19 protein-coding genes are annotated in these 15,000 nt (G+C 70.7%); all 19 read left to right on the top strand.

All coding sequences use genetic code 11. From position 1 onward, the window contains the following. Positions 1–7 precede the first annotated feature (7 nt). The gene (locus tag G503_RS0108905; RefSeq protein WP_028027306.1) at positions 8–583 is read left to right on the top strand and encodes a hypothetical protein; all 576 of its coding nucleotides are present in this window, start codon (positions 8–10) and stop codon (positions 581–583) included. A 2-nt stretch (positions 584–585) separates the two neighbouring features. After that, the gene (locus G503_RS0108900; protein ID WP_028027305.1) at positions 586–783 is read left to right on the top strand and encodes a helix-turn-helix domain-containing protein; all 198 of its coding nucleotides are present in this window, start codon (positions 586–588) and stop codon (positions 781–783) included. After that, positions 783–968, top strand: coding sequence for a hypothetical protein (locus G503_RS0108895; RefSeq protein ID WP_028027304.1), 186 nt, complete (start codon positions 783–785; stop codon positions 966–968). Before G503_RS0108900 ends, G503_RS0108895 begins: the two co-directional genes overlap by 1 nt. Continuing rightward, positions 965–1,351 (top strand): RusA family crossover junction endodeoxyribonuclease, encoded by a 387-nt coding sequence (locus G503_RS14560; protein ID WP_035022599.1) that lies wholly within the window; start codon positions 965–967, stop codon positions 1,349–1,351. The genes G503_RS0108895 and G503_RS14560 overlap by 4 nt, the downstream gene beginning before the upstream one ends. Next, positions 1,352–2,644 (top strand): ParB/RepB/Spo0J family partition protein, encoded by a 1,293-nt coding sequence (locus G503_RS0108885; protein WP_028027303.1) that lies wholly within the window; start codon positions 1,352–1,354, stop codon positions 2,642–2,644. After that, on the top strand, positions 2,637–4,022 hold the full coding sequence (locus tag G503_RS14555; protein WP_051191086.1) for an AAA family ATPase: 1,386 nt from the start codon (positions 2,637–2,639) through the stop codon (positions 4,020–4,022). Before G503_RS0108885 ends, G503_RS14555 begins: the two co-directional genes overlap by 8 nt. Then, entirely contained in the window at positions 4,023–5,144 is a 1,122-nt protein-coding gene (locus tag G503_RS0108875; RefSeq protein ID WP_028027302.1) for an ATP-binding protein, read from the top strand. Between the two features lie 15 nt (positions 5,145–5,159). Then, positions 5,160–5,693: a hypothetical protein gene (locus G503_RS14550; RefSeq protein WP_051191085.1), complete on the top strand. Its 534-nt coding sequence runs from the start codon at positions 5,160–5,162 to the stop codon at positions 5,691–5,693. Positions 5,694–5,703: 10 nt separating this feature from the next. Beyond that, the gene (locus G503_RS14545) at positions 5,704–7,344 is read left to right on the top strand and encodes a DEAD/DEAH box helicase (RefSeq protein ID WP_051191092.1); all 1,641 of its coding nucleotides are present in this window, start codon (positions 5,704–5,706) and stop codon (positions 7,342–7,344) included. 53 nt (positions 7,345–7,397) lie between these two features. Then, positions 7,398–8,255, top strand: a complete 858-nt coding sequence (locus G503_RS0108860; protein WP_028027301.1) for a hypothetical protein — start codon at positions 7,398–7,400, stop codon at positions 8,253–8,255. Beyond that, the gene (locus tag G503_RS16510) at positions 8,252–8,530 is read left to right on the top strand and encodes a hypothetical protein (protein ID WP_028027300.1); all 279 of its coding nucleotides are present in this window, start codon (positions 8,252–8,254) and stop codon (positions 8,528–8,530) included. The genes G503_RS0108860 and G503_RS16510 overlap by 4 nt, the downstream gene beginning before the upstream one ends. 2 nt (positions 8,531–8,532) lie before the next feature. After that, a complete protein-coding gene (locus tag G503_RS14540) occupies positions 8,533–8,865 on the top strand; it encodes a DUF4406 domain-containing protein (protein ID WP_051191084.1) in 333 nt (110 codons plus the stop codon). Then, positions 8,858–9,106 carry a hypothetical protein gene (locus G503_RS14535; protein ID WP_035022596.1) on the top strand — a complete coding sequence of 83 codons (249 nt, stop codon included), beginning with the start codon at positions 8,858–8,860 and terminating at the stop codon, positions 9,104–9,106. Before G503_RS14540 ends, G503_RS14535 begins: the two co-directional genes overlap by 8 nt. Positions 9,107–9,118: 12 nt before the next feature. Next, positions 9,119–11,476, top strand: coding sequence for an AAA family ATPase (locus tag G503_RS14530; RefSeq protein WP_051191083.1), 2,358 nt, complete (start codon positions 9,119–9,121; stop codon positions 11,474–11,476). A gap of 266 nt (positions 11,477–11,742) precedes the next feature. Further along, entirely contained in the window at positions 11,743–12,252 is a 510-nt protein-coding gene (locus tag G503_RS0108835; RefSeq protein WP_156891982.1) for a hypothetical protein, read from the top strand. A gap of 183 nt (positions 12,253–12,435) precedes the next feature. Then, positions 12,436–12,645 (top strand): hypothetical protein, encoded by a 210-nt coding sequence (locus tag G503_RS0108830; RefSeq protein ID WP_028027298.1) that lies wholly within the window; start codon positions 12,436–12,438, stop codon positions 12,643–12,645. Beyond that, entirely contained in the window at positions 12,642–12,986 is a 345-nt protein-coding gene (locus G503_RS14525; protein ID WP_084636465.1) for an HNH endonuclease, read from the top strand. Before G503_RS0108830 ends, G503_RS14525 begins: the two co-directional genes overlap by 4 nt. 141 nt (positions 12,987–13,127) lie before the next feature. After that, positions 13,128–13,586 carry a winged helix-turn-helix transcriptional regulator gene (locus tag G503_RS0108820; protein ID WP_028027297.1) on the top strand — a complete coding sequence of 153 codons (459 nt, stop codon included), beginning with the start codon at positions 13,128–13,130 and terminating at the stop codon, positions 13,584–13,586. Then, a complete protein-coding gene (locus tag G503_RS16505) occupies positions 13,486–15,000 on the top strand; it encodes a hypothetical protein (protein ID WP_169628160.1) in 1,515 nt (504 codons plus the stop codon). Before G503_RS0108820 ends, G503_RS16505 begins: the two co-directional genes overlap by 101 nt.

The following is a 15,000-nucleotide window of genomic DNA, read 5'->3' as shown; positions in this document are numbered from 1 at the left end:
AGACCCTATGGACATCAAGACGTTCAAGCGCGACGGCGCCAGCGTGCGCGCCGTCATGGTCGAGGGGGAGCCGATGGTGCTCTTCCGCGACCTGGCCGCCCTGTGCGGCTACACCGCCAACAACGGCACCATGCGCTACTACTGCGCCGAGCCCCCGACCTACGTGCCCGTGGGCGGCGAGTTCGGCTCCCAGACCATGCGGGCGCTCGGCGAGGCCGACGTGTGGCGCGTGGTCGCCTCGCCCGCCAAGAGGTACGCCGAGGAGCGCACGGCCGCTGGCGAGTGGCTGTTCTGCGAGGTGTTCCCGTCGATGCGGCGCCTGCACGCCGCCGGCGAGGTGGACTGCGCCGAGACCCTGGACGCGCCGGCGGGCTTCGTGCGGCGCGAGGAGGGGGAGGGCGCTCCCGAGGAGCCGCCCGCGGACGGGCCGCGCGGCCTGCCCGCGGGCGAGCCGGCGGCCCGCATCGCCCCGAGGGCCCTGGCGCTCATCCGCAAGATGCGCGACGCCGCCCGCGAGAGCGGCAACGGCGTCCGCGCCAACGCCCTGGCCGACGCGCTGGCCGTCATCGAGGGCGGCGAGTAGCCGTGAAGGCGGTCACCCGGTCGCCGGCGCTCTATGTGAGCATCGAGGAGGCCGCCCGCATCGCGGGCGTGTCCGAGCACATGATGAGGGAGTGGGCGAACTCCCCGATCGACCACATCCCCTACATACCGTCGGGGAAGAAGAAGCTGATACGCGTGGCCGCGATAGCGGACTACGCGATAGGGAAGGAGGCACCCTGATGCCCAGAACGAGGAAGGAGGCGCGGCTCGAATGTCTTGCCGGACTGCCGCGCCCCACAGTGTCGGACCGCGAAGCGGCCGACAAGATTGTAGCAGACGCGGCCCTGGGCTCCGCCCTCGCGGCCGCGTTCCTGGGCCTGCCCGCGCTGTGCGGGCTGGTCTACCAGGCGGTGGTGCTCCCATGATCGCGACCCTGGTCATCGACGGCACCATGAAGGGGCTCAACGACTGGCGCGACGCGATCCAGCGCAGCCCCCACGCCGGCAACGACATGGCCCGCGCCGCGAAGCGCCGGGTGGCGTCCCTGGCGCGGCTCCAGATGATGCCGCGCTTCGAGGGGCCCGTGGTCGTCATCTTCGACTGGTACGAGCCGAACAAGCGCCGCGACCTGGACAACGTGGCGGGCTCCGGCCAGAAGTGGGTGCTGGACGGCCTGGTGGCCGCCGGCGTGCTGCCCGACGACGGCCCCGACTGCGTGGTGGGCATCCAGCACTGGCTGCACTTCGACGCCGTGGCGCCGGGGGCCATCGTGACCGTGACCGACGAGATACCGAGCAAGGAGGAGTAGATGGAGCTCCAGGTAATACCCCTGGCCAACATGTGGCCGGACCCCAACAACCCCAGGAAGGACTTCGGCGACCTAGACGCGCTCGCCGACACCTTCGAGATGAACGCGGTGCGCCCGTTCGAGCCGGTGAACCCGCCCACGGTGGTGCCCGACGGCGTGAGCGCGCGCGGCCAGATGTACCGCATCGTGGACGGAGAGCGCCGCTGGCGCGCCATGGTCAAGCGCGAGGCGGTGTCCGCCTGCGCGGCCGTCGTGTGCTCCATGGACGAGGCCAACGCCATGGCCGCCATGGTGGCGACCGACGACAAGGCGCGGCTGACCGACGCGGAGCTGTCGCGCGGCGTGCAGCAGATGCTCGCCGTCGGCGTGGCCCCCGAGGAGGTGGACAAGGCCGCGCGCCTCAAGCGCGGCACCGCCCGCCGCGTGGCCAAGGTCGCCCGCGAGGGCACCGAGCAGCTGAGCATCGACCACCTGCTGGCGGCCGAGGAGTTCGAAGACCCCGACGACCGCAAGAGGGTGCTGGACGCCCCCGAGGACGACTCGTCGCGCGGCTTCCGCACCGTCGCCCGCGAGATCGAGGGGGCCAACAAGAGGGCCGCGAAGGTCGGCGCTCTGCGCGAGGCGTGCAAAGCCGCCGGAGTCCCGCTCGCCGATACTGCCGAGGAGGCCAACGGGGAGGGCCGTTCCTACCGCGCCTGCGCGTACGCCGATCGCGTGGCAGAGGTGTTCGCGGGGCAGCCGGACGGCACGGTGGGCTGGATATGCGTAGAGAGCTGGGGCGGCCCGGAGGTGCGCTTCTACGGACCGGCATCCGAGGAGTCGGACGATGACCTGGAGAAGGCGGCGCGCCGTGCCGAGAGCAAGCGGGTGAAGAAGCTCATGGCCGACGCCCTGGCCGCGCGCTCGGCGTGGCTGCAACGCCAGATGGTCGAGCGCGAGGACTTCTGGACCGACATGATGCCCATCGTGGAGGCCCACCGCGAAGTTTACGGCACGTCGCCGAACCCATACGACTACGGCACGGGACAGTGGCTCAATGAGCAGGGCATGGCCGACCGGCTTGTGGAGACCGGGCACATCGTGCGCGCCTTCGTCACGCTGGGATGCGACCCGCTGTGGACCGACTACGTGGACGGCGAGCCGCGCCCCAGCAAAAACGCCGAGAGCTGGCTGGCCCTCGGGTGCGTCATGCGGTCGCTCGGGTACCGCCCCTCGCCGGACGAGATCGAACTGGAGGGCATGGTCGCCGAGGCGATCGAGAAGTTCGCAAATAAGGAGGAAGAGGATGAGTAGCAAGGTGAAGATCACGGCCCTGGAGGCCGAGAACGTCAAGCGAGTCAAAGCCGTGGCCCTGGAGCCCGCGCCCGACGGGCTCACCGTCATCGGCGGCCGCAACGGCCAGGGCAAGACCACGGTGCTGGACGCCATAGCCTGGGCGCTCGGCGGCGAGCGCTACCGCCCGAGCGAGCCGCACCGCGACGGCTCGGTGCTCGACCCGCGCCTGAGGGTCGAGCTGTCCAACGGCCTGGTAGTGGAGCGGGCGGGGAGGAACTCGGCGCTCAAGGTCATCGACCGGGAGGGCCGCCGGGGCGGCCAGCAGCTGCTGAACTCCTTCGTCGGACAGTTCGCGCTCGACCTGCCGAAGTTCATGGAGTCGAGCGCCGCCGAGAAGGCGCGGACGCTCCTGGAGGTCATCGGCGTGGGCGAGGAGCTGTGCCGCCTGGAGGCCGAGGAGCGCGCCGCCTACGACAAGCGCACCCTGGTGGGCCAGCAGGAGCGCCAGAAGCGCGCCCTGGCCGAGGAGATGCAGATGTGGCCCGACGCGCCCGCCGAGCCGGTGAGCGCCGCCGACCTCGTGCAGCGCCAGACCGACATCCTGGCCCGAAACGCCGAGAACCAGCGCAAGCGCATGGAGGCAGCCGAGGCGTCGCGCAGGGCAGAGGCGCTGGCCGCCGACCTCGTGCGCATCGACGAGCAGATGGCCGACCTCGAGTCCCGCCGCAACGCGATGGTGATGGATCTCCAGGAGGCGTCCGACACCGCGGCCCTGGCCGCGAAGACGGCGGAGCAGCTGGTGGACGAGGCCACCGACGCCATCGAGGCGGACATCGCGGAGATCGACGCCGTGAACGCCAAGGTGCGCGACAACCGCCGGCGCGCCGACGCGCTGGCGGAGGCCGACGGGCTGAAGTGCGAGTACGACGCCCTGACGGAGGCGGTGGAGGCCGCCCGGTCCGCGAAGATGGCTCTCCTGGAGGGCGCCGACCTGCCCCTGCCGGGCCTGTCGGTGGAGTCCGGCGAGCTCGTCTACAATGGGCGCCGCTGGGACGGCATGAGCGGCAGCGACCAGCTGAAGGTGTCCGCCGCCATCGCGCGCGCCGTGAAGCCCGAGTGCGGCTTCGTGCTCGTGGACAAGCTGGAGCAGATGGACCCGGGCACGCTCGCAGAGTTCGGCGAGTGGGCCGCCTCCGAGGGGCTCCAGGTCATCGGCACCCGCGTGGCGTCCGACGACACCTGCCAGATCATCATCGAGGACGGCACGAGCTACGCCCGGGGCGAGGAGCCGGAGGCCGGGGCGGCGGCCGCGCCGGAGCCCGATCCGGACGAGCCGACCGCCGAGCGCCTGGAGGCCCTGCGGGAGTACGGCTCGACCGGGAAGTGGGTGATCTAGATGGCGCTCAACATCACCCGGGGCATCGTCCCCAAGGCGCAGAAGGTGGTCGTGTACGGCCCCGAGGGAATCGGCAAGACAACGCTGGCCGCCCGGTTCCCCGACCCGCTGTTCGTCGACGTGGAGGGCGGCAGCGCCCACATGGACGTCGCCCGCGTCGAGGCCCCGAGGTCGTGGGCCGCGCTGCTGTCGGCCGTGGATGCCGTGGCTGCCGAGCGCCCGTGCGCCACGCTCGTGATCGACACCGCCGACTGGGCCGAGCGCCTGTGCGCCGAGCACCTGTGCGCGAAGAACAGGTGGGCCTCCATCGAGACGCCGGGCTACGGCAAGGGATACACCGAGCTTGCCGAGGAGTTCGGTCGGCTGCTGGACAAGCTGACCGAGGCGGCCGGGGCGGGCGTGAACGTGGTGCTCGCGGCCCACGCGGCCATGCGGAAGTTCGAGCAGCCCGACGAGGCGGCGGCCTACGACCGCTGGGAGCTGAAGCTGCAGAAGAAGACCGCCCCGCTCGTCAAGGAGTGGGCCGACGCGGTGCTCTTCCTCACCTACAAGACCATCGTGGAGAAGGTGGGCGAGGGCTTCGGCGCCAAGGGCAAGGCCCGCGGCGGCAAGCGAGTCATGTACGCCAGCCACCACCCCTGCTGGGACGCGAAGAACCGCTGGGGCCTGCCCGACGAGTCGCCGCTGGGGTTCGAGGCCATCGCTCCCCACGTGTCCGACATGCGCCAGGGCGTCTTGGCAACAGAAAACGTTGCCAAGACCGCTTGCCAGCAAAATCCGTTGCCAAGCGCCGCATCGGCGCCCGTGACGGCCGGGCCCGGCCAGACGATCACCTGCGGGGCCGGCGGCCCCACGGTCGCCCCGGCGGGGACCGGTCCCGCGGCCGCCGCGGCCAAGATGCCGCCCCAGTGGGACCGCGTGGCGCAGCTGTGCGCCTCCGATGGCTACAGCTGCGAGGAGGTCATGGCCGCCTCGGTCATGCTCGGGAACTTCACAGCCGACACCCCGGCGGAGAGCTACCCTGCCGACTACCTGGACGGCTTCGTGGCCGCGAACTGGCCGGCGTTCAGGGAGCACATCGACAATATGCGGGCCGACGCCGAGCCGGTCCCGTTCGACTAGCAGAGAGGAGCCAACATGGCAGACGAGACCAACATCGGCGAGGCGCTGGACTGGGACATGGGGGAGGCGTCCGGCGACGGCGCATTCCAGCTGCTCCCCGCCGGCATCTACGCCTTCGGGGTGGACAAGTTCGAGAAGGAGCGGTTCGAGGGGTCGGCGAAGATGGCGCCCTGTCCCCGAGCCCACCTGACGCTCTCGGTGGTCGGCCCCGACGGGACGTCCGGCGCGGTCCACGAGCGGCTGATGCTCAACACCAAGGTGCTGTGGCGGGTGGCCAGGTTCTTCGAGAGCCTGGGCTTCCCGAAGAGCGAGGACGGGAGCGTGCGGGTCGCGTGGAACGAGGTTGAGGGCAAGGGCGGCTACCTCAAGCTCAAGGTGCGCGAGTACACCAAGAAGGACGGCTCGAAGGGCGAGGCCAACGAGGTCGAGGAGTTCCTGGCGCCGGGGGACCCTCGCATCGCCGAGGCCATGGCCCCGCAGGCGCCGCAGCAGACGGCGATGCCCCTGCCGCCTCAGCCGGCCGCGCCGCACCAGTCCTGGAGCGTGTAGCGTGGCCGGCATGGCCCTGCGGCCCTACCAGGCCGCCGCGGTCGATGCCGTGCTGGACGAGTGGGAGCAGGGCCGGCGGCGCACGCTGCTGGTCCTGCCCACCGGCTGCGGCAAGACCGTGGTGTTCGCCAACGTGGCCAAGCGGGTGGTGGACGCCGGCGGCCGCGTCCTCGTGCTGGCGCACCGGGGCGAGCTCCTGGACCAGGCCGCCGACAAGATCATGGCCGCCACGGGGCTCGGCTGCTCGGTGGAGAAGGCGGAGCGCACGTCGGCCGGCGAGTGGTTCCGCGTGACCGTGGGCTCCGTCCAGTCGATGATGCGCGAGAGCCGCCTGGCGCGGTTCCCCCACGACTGGTTCGACGCCGTGGTCATCGACGAGGCGCACCACGCCGTGTCGGACAGCTACGGAGCGGTGCTGGACTGGTTCCCCGGGGCCGACGTTCTGGGCGTGACCGCCACGCCCGACCGGTCCGACCGCCGCGACCTGGGCACGGTCTTCGACTCTCTGGCCTACGAGTACACGCTGCCCGAGGCCATCCGGGACGGCTACCTGTGCCCCATCAGGGCGCAGACGGTGCCGCTGTCCATCGACCTGTCGGCCGTGCGCCAGTCGGCCGGGGACTTCTCGGCCGGGGACCTCGGCACCGCGCTCGACCCGTACCTGTGGCAGATCGCCGACGAGATGGCCGCGGCGGGCTGCATGGGTCGCCGCACGGTGGTGTTCCTGCCGCTCGTGGCCACCTCGAAGAAGTTCCGCGCGATCCTGGAGCAGCGGGGCTTCCGCGCCGCCGAGGTCAACGGCGAGAGCGGGGACCGCGCCGAGGTGCTGGCCGACTTCGAGGCCGGGCGCTACCAGGTGCTGTGCAACTCGATGCTGCTCACCGAGGGCTGGGACTGCCCGGCGGTGGACTGCGTGATCGTCCTGCGGCCCACGCGCTCCAACGGGCTCTACCAGCAGATGGTCGGGCGCGGCACGCGCCTTTCGCCGGAGACCGGCAAGGACCACCTGCTGCTGCTCGACTTCCTGTGGCACACCGAGCGCCACGACCTGTGCCGGCCGGCCCACCTGGTGGCCTCCACGCCCGAGGTGGCCGAGGCCATGACCGGGCGGCTGGCCGCGGCCGGGGCGCCGGCGGAGCTGGGGGACGTGGAGCGGGCCGCGTCGGCCGACGTGGTGGCCCAGCGCGAGGAGTCCCTGCAGAAGGAGCTCAAGGAGATGCGCACCCGCCGGCGCAAGCTGGTGGACCCGCTGCAGTACGAGGTGAGCATCGGCGAGGCCGACCTGGCCGGCTACGTCCCCTCCTTCGCGTGGGAGATGGCGCCGGCGAGCGAGGCGCAGCTGGCGGCCCTGGAGAAGCGGGGCATCTTCCCGGACTCCATCGAGTGCGCCGGCAAGGCGTCGCTGCTGCTTGACAAGCTGAAGAAGCGCCAGGCGGCCGGGCTGTCCACCCCGAAGCAGATCCGCTTCCTGGAGGGCAGGGGCTTTCTCCGCGTTGGGGAGTGGCCCTTCGAGGCTGCCAGCGCGATGATCACGCGCATCAGCTCGAACGGCTGGCGAACCCCACGCGGCGTGGACCCTGCTACCTACGTCCCGCCGAAGAGGTCGCCCCAAGAGGGGCAGCCGCAGCCTCAGCCTCAGCTGCAGATCTAAACGACAACCGACGGGCCGCCCTCCGGGGGCGGCCCCCGATATAGGAGAAACCTATGATCGAGAAAAACTCCAAGGGCATGACCGCATCGGAGTTGCTGCGCGAAGCTGACAGCAGCCCGTGCTCTATGTGCCATCTCGTCATGACGGGAGACGAGTCGTGCGCTACGACAGGCTGTGCATCCTGGGCGTATCGCCTCGCCGACAGGATCGACGCCGAGCTGGCCCAGGCCCGCGAGCTGTCCCTGCTCCAGGGAGCCGCCATCTGGGCCAAGGCCAACGGATGGCCCGAATTCCGCGAGGGAGAGGGCTTCGGCGAGTGGCTCGAACGCTGCTTCATCCAGCGCCCGCGCTACGAGGACGGCGAGCCGGTGCAGATCGGCGAAGAGGTGGCCGGATCGGACGAATGCGGGGCCATCCTGCGTGAGATGGCGTTTTGCGAGGACGGCACCGCAATCCTGCTCGACGAGACCCCCGAGACCATCTGCGAGGTCGGCCCCGGCCAGCGCGTCAAGCGCCCCGCCCCCGAGGTACTGGGAGCCGACGGGCTGCCCGTCGTGGAGGGCGAGACGGTGTACCTGTTGGACGGCACCGAGGGAACGGTGAAGTCCGTGGACAGAGACAACGCCACGGCGTACGTCGAATATTCCGAGTACAGGTGGTCGCCCTGTGTCTCATGCTCTGCGCTCACCCACACCCCGCCCGACACCCAGGAGCGCATCGACATTGATGTGCGGAAAGAAGTAGTCGAGTACTGGGGCTGCGTCGGCGTGCTGTGCGGAGACTGCCCCGTAAAGATCGACGGCAAGACGCCCGCACAGCGATACAACGCCCCGGGTTGCGAGACCGCCAAGACCATCGACCTGCTCCGCCGCCAGCGCGAGCTGGATGCCCGCAAGGATGGTGTGAAATGAGCGAGTTCACCAAGGGCGACTACGTAGTGCACATCAACGAGTTCGGCGATGGAGACTACGGGCGCGTCGCATCTGTGGCCGAAGACGGCAGGGTGTTCGTCTGTTTCACGACCGGCTGCACGGCCGCAGCATGCAACCCGGCGCACCTCAGAAAGGTCGAGCCGCGCGCATGGATGGGGCAGATCAGGTTCGGCCACCGCCGCTTCGACGCCGATTGCCCCGACTACCATCCCGATTGCTGCGCGGCGCTTTGTCCCGAGAAGGGAGGCGAGTAGCCATGGCGCACATCTACATAAGCGGCCCCGTGACGGGCCGCGAGAACCGCAACTTTGATGCGTTTCGCGAGGCGCAGCGTTCGCTAGTCGATACCGGCCATACGGCCATCATCCCGCACCAGATCGTCCTGCCGTCGGCGACTCACGAGCGGGCCATGCGCACGTGCATCAACGAGCTGACGTGGTGGCGGTTTGGCGGCTTCTCTTACGACGGCGTGGCCCTCCTCGAAGGCTGGGAGCAGTCGGAGGGCGCGAGGCTTGAGAAGGCCGTGGCCGAGGCGTGCGGGATCCCGTGCAGGACCGTGGGCGAGTGGCTTGAGGCTGGCCGTGAGTGAGTACATCATCAAGTTTTCGGACTGCGTGGCAGAGACGCACATGGCCCTGACCGGGCAGCCGCCCCAGAGCTTCTACGGGCAGCCCCTGACGTGCGAACTGGTGCGCTGCCGCACCTGCGGGGCGTTCGTCCACGTCAACGACCCCGTTGACAAGCGCACGGTGTTCTGCTCGCCGCTGTGCTCGCGGCGCTATTGGCGGCACCCCGAGAGATATGAGCGGGAATCGGGGGCCGAGGAGTGAGAGGACGATGAGATGACGGACAGGGAGGCGCTGCTGGACGCGCTGGGGTCGATAGACCCGGCGGGCCTGGCTTACCAGGAGTTCGTGGAGATCGGCATGGCCCTCAAGCACGAGGGCCTGCCCTTCGAGGCGTGGGACTCCTGGGCCGCCCGCGACGCGGCCCGCTACAAGGGCACGCTGCGGCGGAAGTGGGACGGGTTCTCCGACGCGAACGCCGCCGGCGCCCCCGTGACCGGCGGCACGCTGGTGCAGGCCGCCCGCGACCGGGGCTGGGAGCCGGCGTGCGACCTCGGCGAGGCGCTGGGGTGGGACGACGCCTCCGTGCCGGCCGCGGGCGCCGCCAAGCCCCGCGTGGTGGACCCCACGTGGGTGGAGGGCGCCGAGATCGAGGAGCCCGGGGCCGCATGGGAGGGGTGGCGCGACCTGGCCGCCTACCTGGAGGCCGTGTTCGAGCCCGGCGAGGTGGTGGGCTACGTCACCGACGCCTGGGACAAGGACGGCCGCTGGGTGCCGTCCGGCAAGGGGCCGCACGACCGCACCGCCGGGGAGCTGCTGGAGGCGCTGGAGAAGTACGGCGGCGATCTGGACAGCGCCATCGGGCGGCCGAACCCCGATGCGGGCGCGTGGATCCGCTTCAACCCGCTGGACGGCGGGGGCGTCCGCAACGACAACGTGGCCGAGTTCAGGCACGCGCTGGTGGAGTCCGACTCGCTGCCCGTGGGCAAGCAGGTGGCCATCATCAGGGAGCTGAGGCTGCCGGTGACCGCGCTCGTGTCGTCGGGCGGCAAGAGCGCCCACGCCGTGGTGCGCGTGGACGCGAAGGACTACGACGAGTACCGCCGGCGCGTGGACGAGCTCTACCGCATCTGCCGCGAGAACGGCCTGGCGGTGGACACCCAGAACAAGAACCCGAGCCGCCTGTCGCGGATGCCCGGCGTCATGCGGGGCGGCCGCAGGCAGTGGCTCATGGGGCTGCGCCTGGGCTGCGAGTCGTGGGCCGAGTGGCGGGAGTGGTACGACGCCCAGACCGACGACCTGCCCGACCCCGAGAGCCTGGCCGACGTGTGGGACGACCTGCCGGAGCTCTCGCCGCCGCTGATCGGCGGGGTGCTCCGGCAGGGGCACAAGATGCTGCTGGCCGGCCCGTCGAAGGCCGGCAAGTCCTACGCGCTCATCGAGCTGTGCGTGGCGCTGGCCGAGGGCGTGCCCTGGATGGGCTTCCCGGTGGAGGCCCGCGGCCGGGTTCTCTACGTCAACCTGGAGCTCGACCGCGCGAGCTGCCTGCACCGCTTCCGCGACGTGTACCGGGCCATGGGGGCCGAGCCGGCCCACGTGGCCGACATCGACGTGTGGAACCTGCGCGGCAAGTCGAAGCCCATGGACGAGCTGGCGCCGGCGCTCATACGCCGCGCCCTCAGGACGCGGCCGATCTGCGTGGTGATCGACCCCATCTACAAGGTCATCACCGGCGACGAGAACTCGGCCGACCAGATGGCGGCCTTCTGCAACCAGTTCGACAAGGTGGCCGACGCGCTGGGCTGCGCGGTCGTGTACTGCCACCACCACAGCAAGGGCCTGCAGGGCGGCAAGCGGTCGATGGACCGCGCCAGCGGCTCGGGCGTGTTCGCGCGCGACCCGGACGCCCTGCTGGACATGATCGAGCTGCATCTGACCGACGAGTGCCGCGCCGCCGCCGAGGGGACGGCCGCCTGCCGCGCCTGCGCCGGGTTCCTGGACGCCGAGCCGCGCCTGGAGGGCTGGCGGGGGCTGGTGGCCCAGGACGACCAAGTGGCCGAGGCCAAGATGGTCGCGGCGGCCAAGGAGCTGTGCCGCCCGCTGGGACTCCAGGACGCGCTCCTCGCGGCCGTGCACGCCGCCAGGGAGCGGGCGCGGGCCATGACGGCCTGGCGGGTGGAGGGCACGCTGCGCGAGTTCCCGCGCTTCGAGCCGGCGAACCTGTGGTTCGAGCACCCGGCCCACGTGCGGGACGCCACGGGCGCGCTCTCCGACCTGTTCGCCGAGGGGGACACGAGCCCGGAGGCCCTGGCCGACGCGAAGGCGCGCGGCACGAGGGCCACCAAGGCGAGGGCCGCCAAGGGGCACGCCGCGAAGGTTGCCGCCATGCGGGAGGCCATCGACCGGTGCTCCCGCGAGGGCGTGAGGCCGACCCGCGAGGCGGTCGCCGAGCGCGTGGCGGAGGCTGTCGAGGCCGAGGGCGGCAAGATGCCAGCCACCGGCGTGAAGAACTGGACGACGGCGAAGGCCGAGTGGAGCCCGATACGCGCGAGGAGGGAGGACGACGGCGTGTGGGTGCTCTACGACACGGAGCTGGAGGCGGCGACGGAGGGCTGGGGCGAGAGCGGGGTGTAAGGGTGTAAGACCCAGCCTTTACACCTTGGGGTGTAGGAAACGGGGTGTAAAGGCTAATAGCCTTTATAGGGGGTAGGGGGTGTAAAGGCTATATCAAAGAATAGGGTTTACACCCTACACCCGGAGGGCGTAGTGCGGGGACGGGAGGCGCCAAGGGCGCGCCTCCCTTGTGTCGCGCAGGACTACACCCCGCACCGACACCCCCGCGGGTGAAACGGCCGCGGACGGAAAAGAGAGAGCTATTCGCGAGAAAGGACAATGAGGCTATGGGAAGGGCAAGCGCCGAAGGGCACAGCGGAGTCACTATGGCGATGGCGGCGAGGATGTACGTGGAGCACATGCGCTCGCTCAGGTTGCGCGAGGCCGCGGTCGCCATGGAGCTGGAGGCCGCCAGGAGCGGCGCGGTGAGGGCCCAGGCGCTCACCCAGTCCTCGGGCGGCGGCCCGGAGCGCGGCGACGACGCGGTGTTCTCGCTCGTGGCCAGGACAGCCGAGCTGCAGGCCGAGTGGGAGGCCGACGCCGCCGAGCTGGCCTCCGAGTCGGCCGAGTTCAGGCGGTGCCTGGCCGAGGTGCCCGACCCGGCCTACCGGCTGGCTCTGGCGGCAAGGGCCAACGGGCGCACATGGGAGGAGGTCGCCGCCGAGCTGCACGTGAGCGAGAGGAGCGCCTACCGCGTGGGCGAGTTCGCCTACGTCGCCCTGTGGTCGGTGATGCCGGAGCAGTGGAGGCGCCTGGCTTTCCCCGACTGCCGCCCCGCCGGCGTTGACTGGGCGTGAGGGAAATTTCGCCGTCCCGTAAAGTTGGCAGTCCGTGTCAGGTGAAAACGCGCTATTGTGTATCCGGGTCATTTCGCGGGAACGCGAAGACGGAGCAGACGATTCCTTGCCCTCCTTGCAGAGAGGCCGTCCAACGCATTTGGGCGGCCTCTCTGCGTTTCCGGGGGCGGAGGGGAGGCGGCAGTGGTCACGCGAGAGTACATGGGGGCGTCCGCCCTGAGGGCATGGCGCAGGAAGCGCACCCTCCCGGCCTGGGCCATGCTGAAGGCCCTGGGCATCCCCGCGGAGTACCCTGCGGGCCGCCTGTGGGCGGCCGTTCCGGCCGAGCGCTACGACGGTCTGGCCGAGTGCCGGGCCAACCGCGAGAGCCCCATGGACGGGCGCTGGCTGTGAGCCGCGGGCCGAACCCGCGCAAGGCCAACGGGTCGGCGCGGCGCAAGCTGCGCGACGCGGTGCGGGCCGAGGGCCTGCCCTGCGCCCTGTGCGGGATGCCCATCGACTACTCGCTGCCGGCGGGCGACCCGATGAGCTACGAGCTGGACGAGATCGTGCCCGTCTCCAAGGGCGGCAGCCCGTTCGAGCGGGCCAACGTGCAGCCGGCTCATAGGATCTGCAACCAGCGAAAAGGGAACAAGACGGCTCCTAAGCCCCCAGATTCGCGGCCGAACGACGAAACGGAGAAGTTCCCGCCATCGCGCGAGTGGGGAGCGCAGCGGCCGCGAGAGCGGCCCTAGACGGCGTGGAAGGGGAAGGGGGGGGATGCCCTCCCCGGCGCCCGCCAGGCCCTCCCGGGCGGCAAGGGCTTTTTTCTCTCCTGGATCCTTTTTTGATGCGATGCGCGGCACGCGATGCGGACGGAGGAGGTGCGGCGGGACATGGCAGACGAGAAGGACATCTATATCGCCGAGCACTACGGCCGCATGACCACCCGCGAGATCGCGGAGGCCATCGGCATCAACCAGTCGAACGTGTCCAGGCGGGCGAAGAAGCTGGGGCTGTCGGCGCCGAGAAAGCCTCGTCGCGGCCGCAGGGAGAGGAGCCCGGCGCGCATCGAGGGTCCGCCGGCGCAGCTCCTGGACTCGCCGCGGGATGAATGGCTGAAGCGAATGTACGAGGCCCGGGACATCCTGCTCTCGGAGCTTCGCGACGCGGAGGGGTCGTCCGTGGCGAGGATCGCCAAGGAGTATCGCGAGCTCTGCGTCGCGATAAGGCGCGAGGAGGAGGCTGGGCCTCATGGCGATGATGGATCCGGCGGCCTCGCCGACATCGTGGCGCTGTTCGGGAAAGCGGCGGGGATGCCAGGAGCCGACCTGGAGGGCGGCGGAGTCCTATAGCTCGACCCTCGGCCCCCAGGTGGCCGCCCTCGGCAGCGCCGTCGGCGTCGATCTGTTCCCGTGGCAGCGCGCGGTCATGAACGACTGGATGGCCGTCACCGAGGACTTCCGCTACGTCCACCGCCGCTGCGGCCTGGAGGTGCCGCGCCAGAACGGCAAGACGGCCCTCGTCGAGACCCGCATCCTGGCAGGGGTGGCGGCCATGGGCGAGACGATCCTGTACACCGCCCACGACTACTCGACGGTCACGAAGCTCTTCGATCGCCTCAAGGAGTTCTTCGGCGAGAGAGCCGGGGATCCCGACGCCCAGCACCCCGAGCTGAACGCCCTCGTGCGCTCGGTGCGCAAGGGCACCGGCAAGGAGGCGATCTTCTTCAAGAACGGCTCGGCTGTATACCTGTCAACGCGCACAAAGTCTGCCAAGCGCGGCTACACCGTGGACGTGGTCATATACGACGAGGCCCAGGCGCTCACCGACGAGCACCAGAAAGCCATCGCATCGACCGCCACCACCTCGCGCCGCCCGCAGTTCATCTTCCTCGGCACGCCGCCGGGGCCGGAGTACCCGAACAGCACCTTCGCCGACATGAGGGCCAAGGCTCGCGCGGGAGGGGCGACCGAGGCCCTGTCGTGGTCGGAGTGGAGCGCCGACGAGGTCGGCGACGTGTCCGATAGAGAGCGCTGGTGGCGCCTGAACCCCACCATGGGATACCTCATCGACGAGAGCACCATCCTCGACCTGCGGAACATGTTCAAGGAGGACCTTTCCTTCGCTCAGGAATGCCTCGGCTACTGGCTGCCGTCGGGCCGCGCCGTGGAGCGCGTCATCCCGGAGGCTGCCTGGGAGGCGGCGCGGCGGGAGCCGCCCGAGCCCGAGCCGGCCGACGTGGAGTGCCTGGCCGTGAAGTTCTCGCCCGACGGCTCGGCCGGCGCGGTGGCGGCCGCCGTGCGCCGCGCCGACGGGTCGGTGTTCGCGGAGATCCCCGGCGACTGGGCTGTGTTCGACGCGACTGAGGGAATTCCGGCGGCCGCGTCCTGGCTCGCCGCGAGGGGCCGAACCGCCGCCCAGATCGTCGTGGACGGAAAGGCGCACTCCGTCGACATGGCCGACCGCCTGAGGACAGCCCGCGTGCCCGGGCCGTGCATCGTGGAGCCGGCCCCCGGCGATGTCGCGGCGGCGTGCTCGATGCTCGTCGCCGGCATCGCCGAGGGGACGGTTGCCCACGGCGGCCAGCCCGGCCTCGACGCCGTGGTGGCGCTCGCCGAGAAGCGCCCCATCGGCGCCGCCGGGGGCTTCGGCTTCCGCTGCGAGGGCGACCCGGCCGCCGAGGTCGCGTGCGAGGCGCTGGCGCTGGCCGCCTGGGCGGCCCGCACCACCAAGAGGAACCCGAGAAGGAAAGCGAGGGTGGGCTGA

The sequence above is a fragment of the Adlercreutzia mucosicola DSM 19490 genome (genome assembly GCF_000422625.1).
Taxonomy (GTDB): domain Bacteria; phylum Actinomycetota; class Coriobacteriia; order Coriobacteriales; family Eggerthellaceae; genus Adlercreutzia; species Adlercreutzia mucosicola.
Note: the sequence above shows the minus strand (reverse complement) of the source record. Positions and strands in the feature narration are given on the sequence as shown.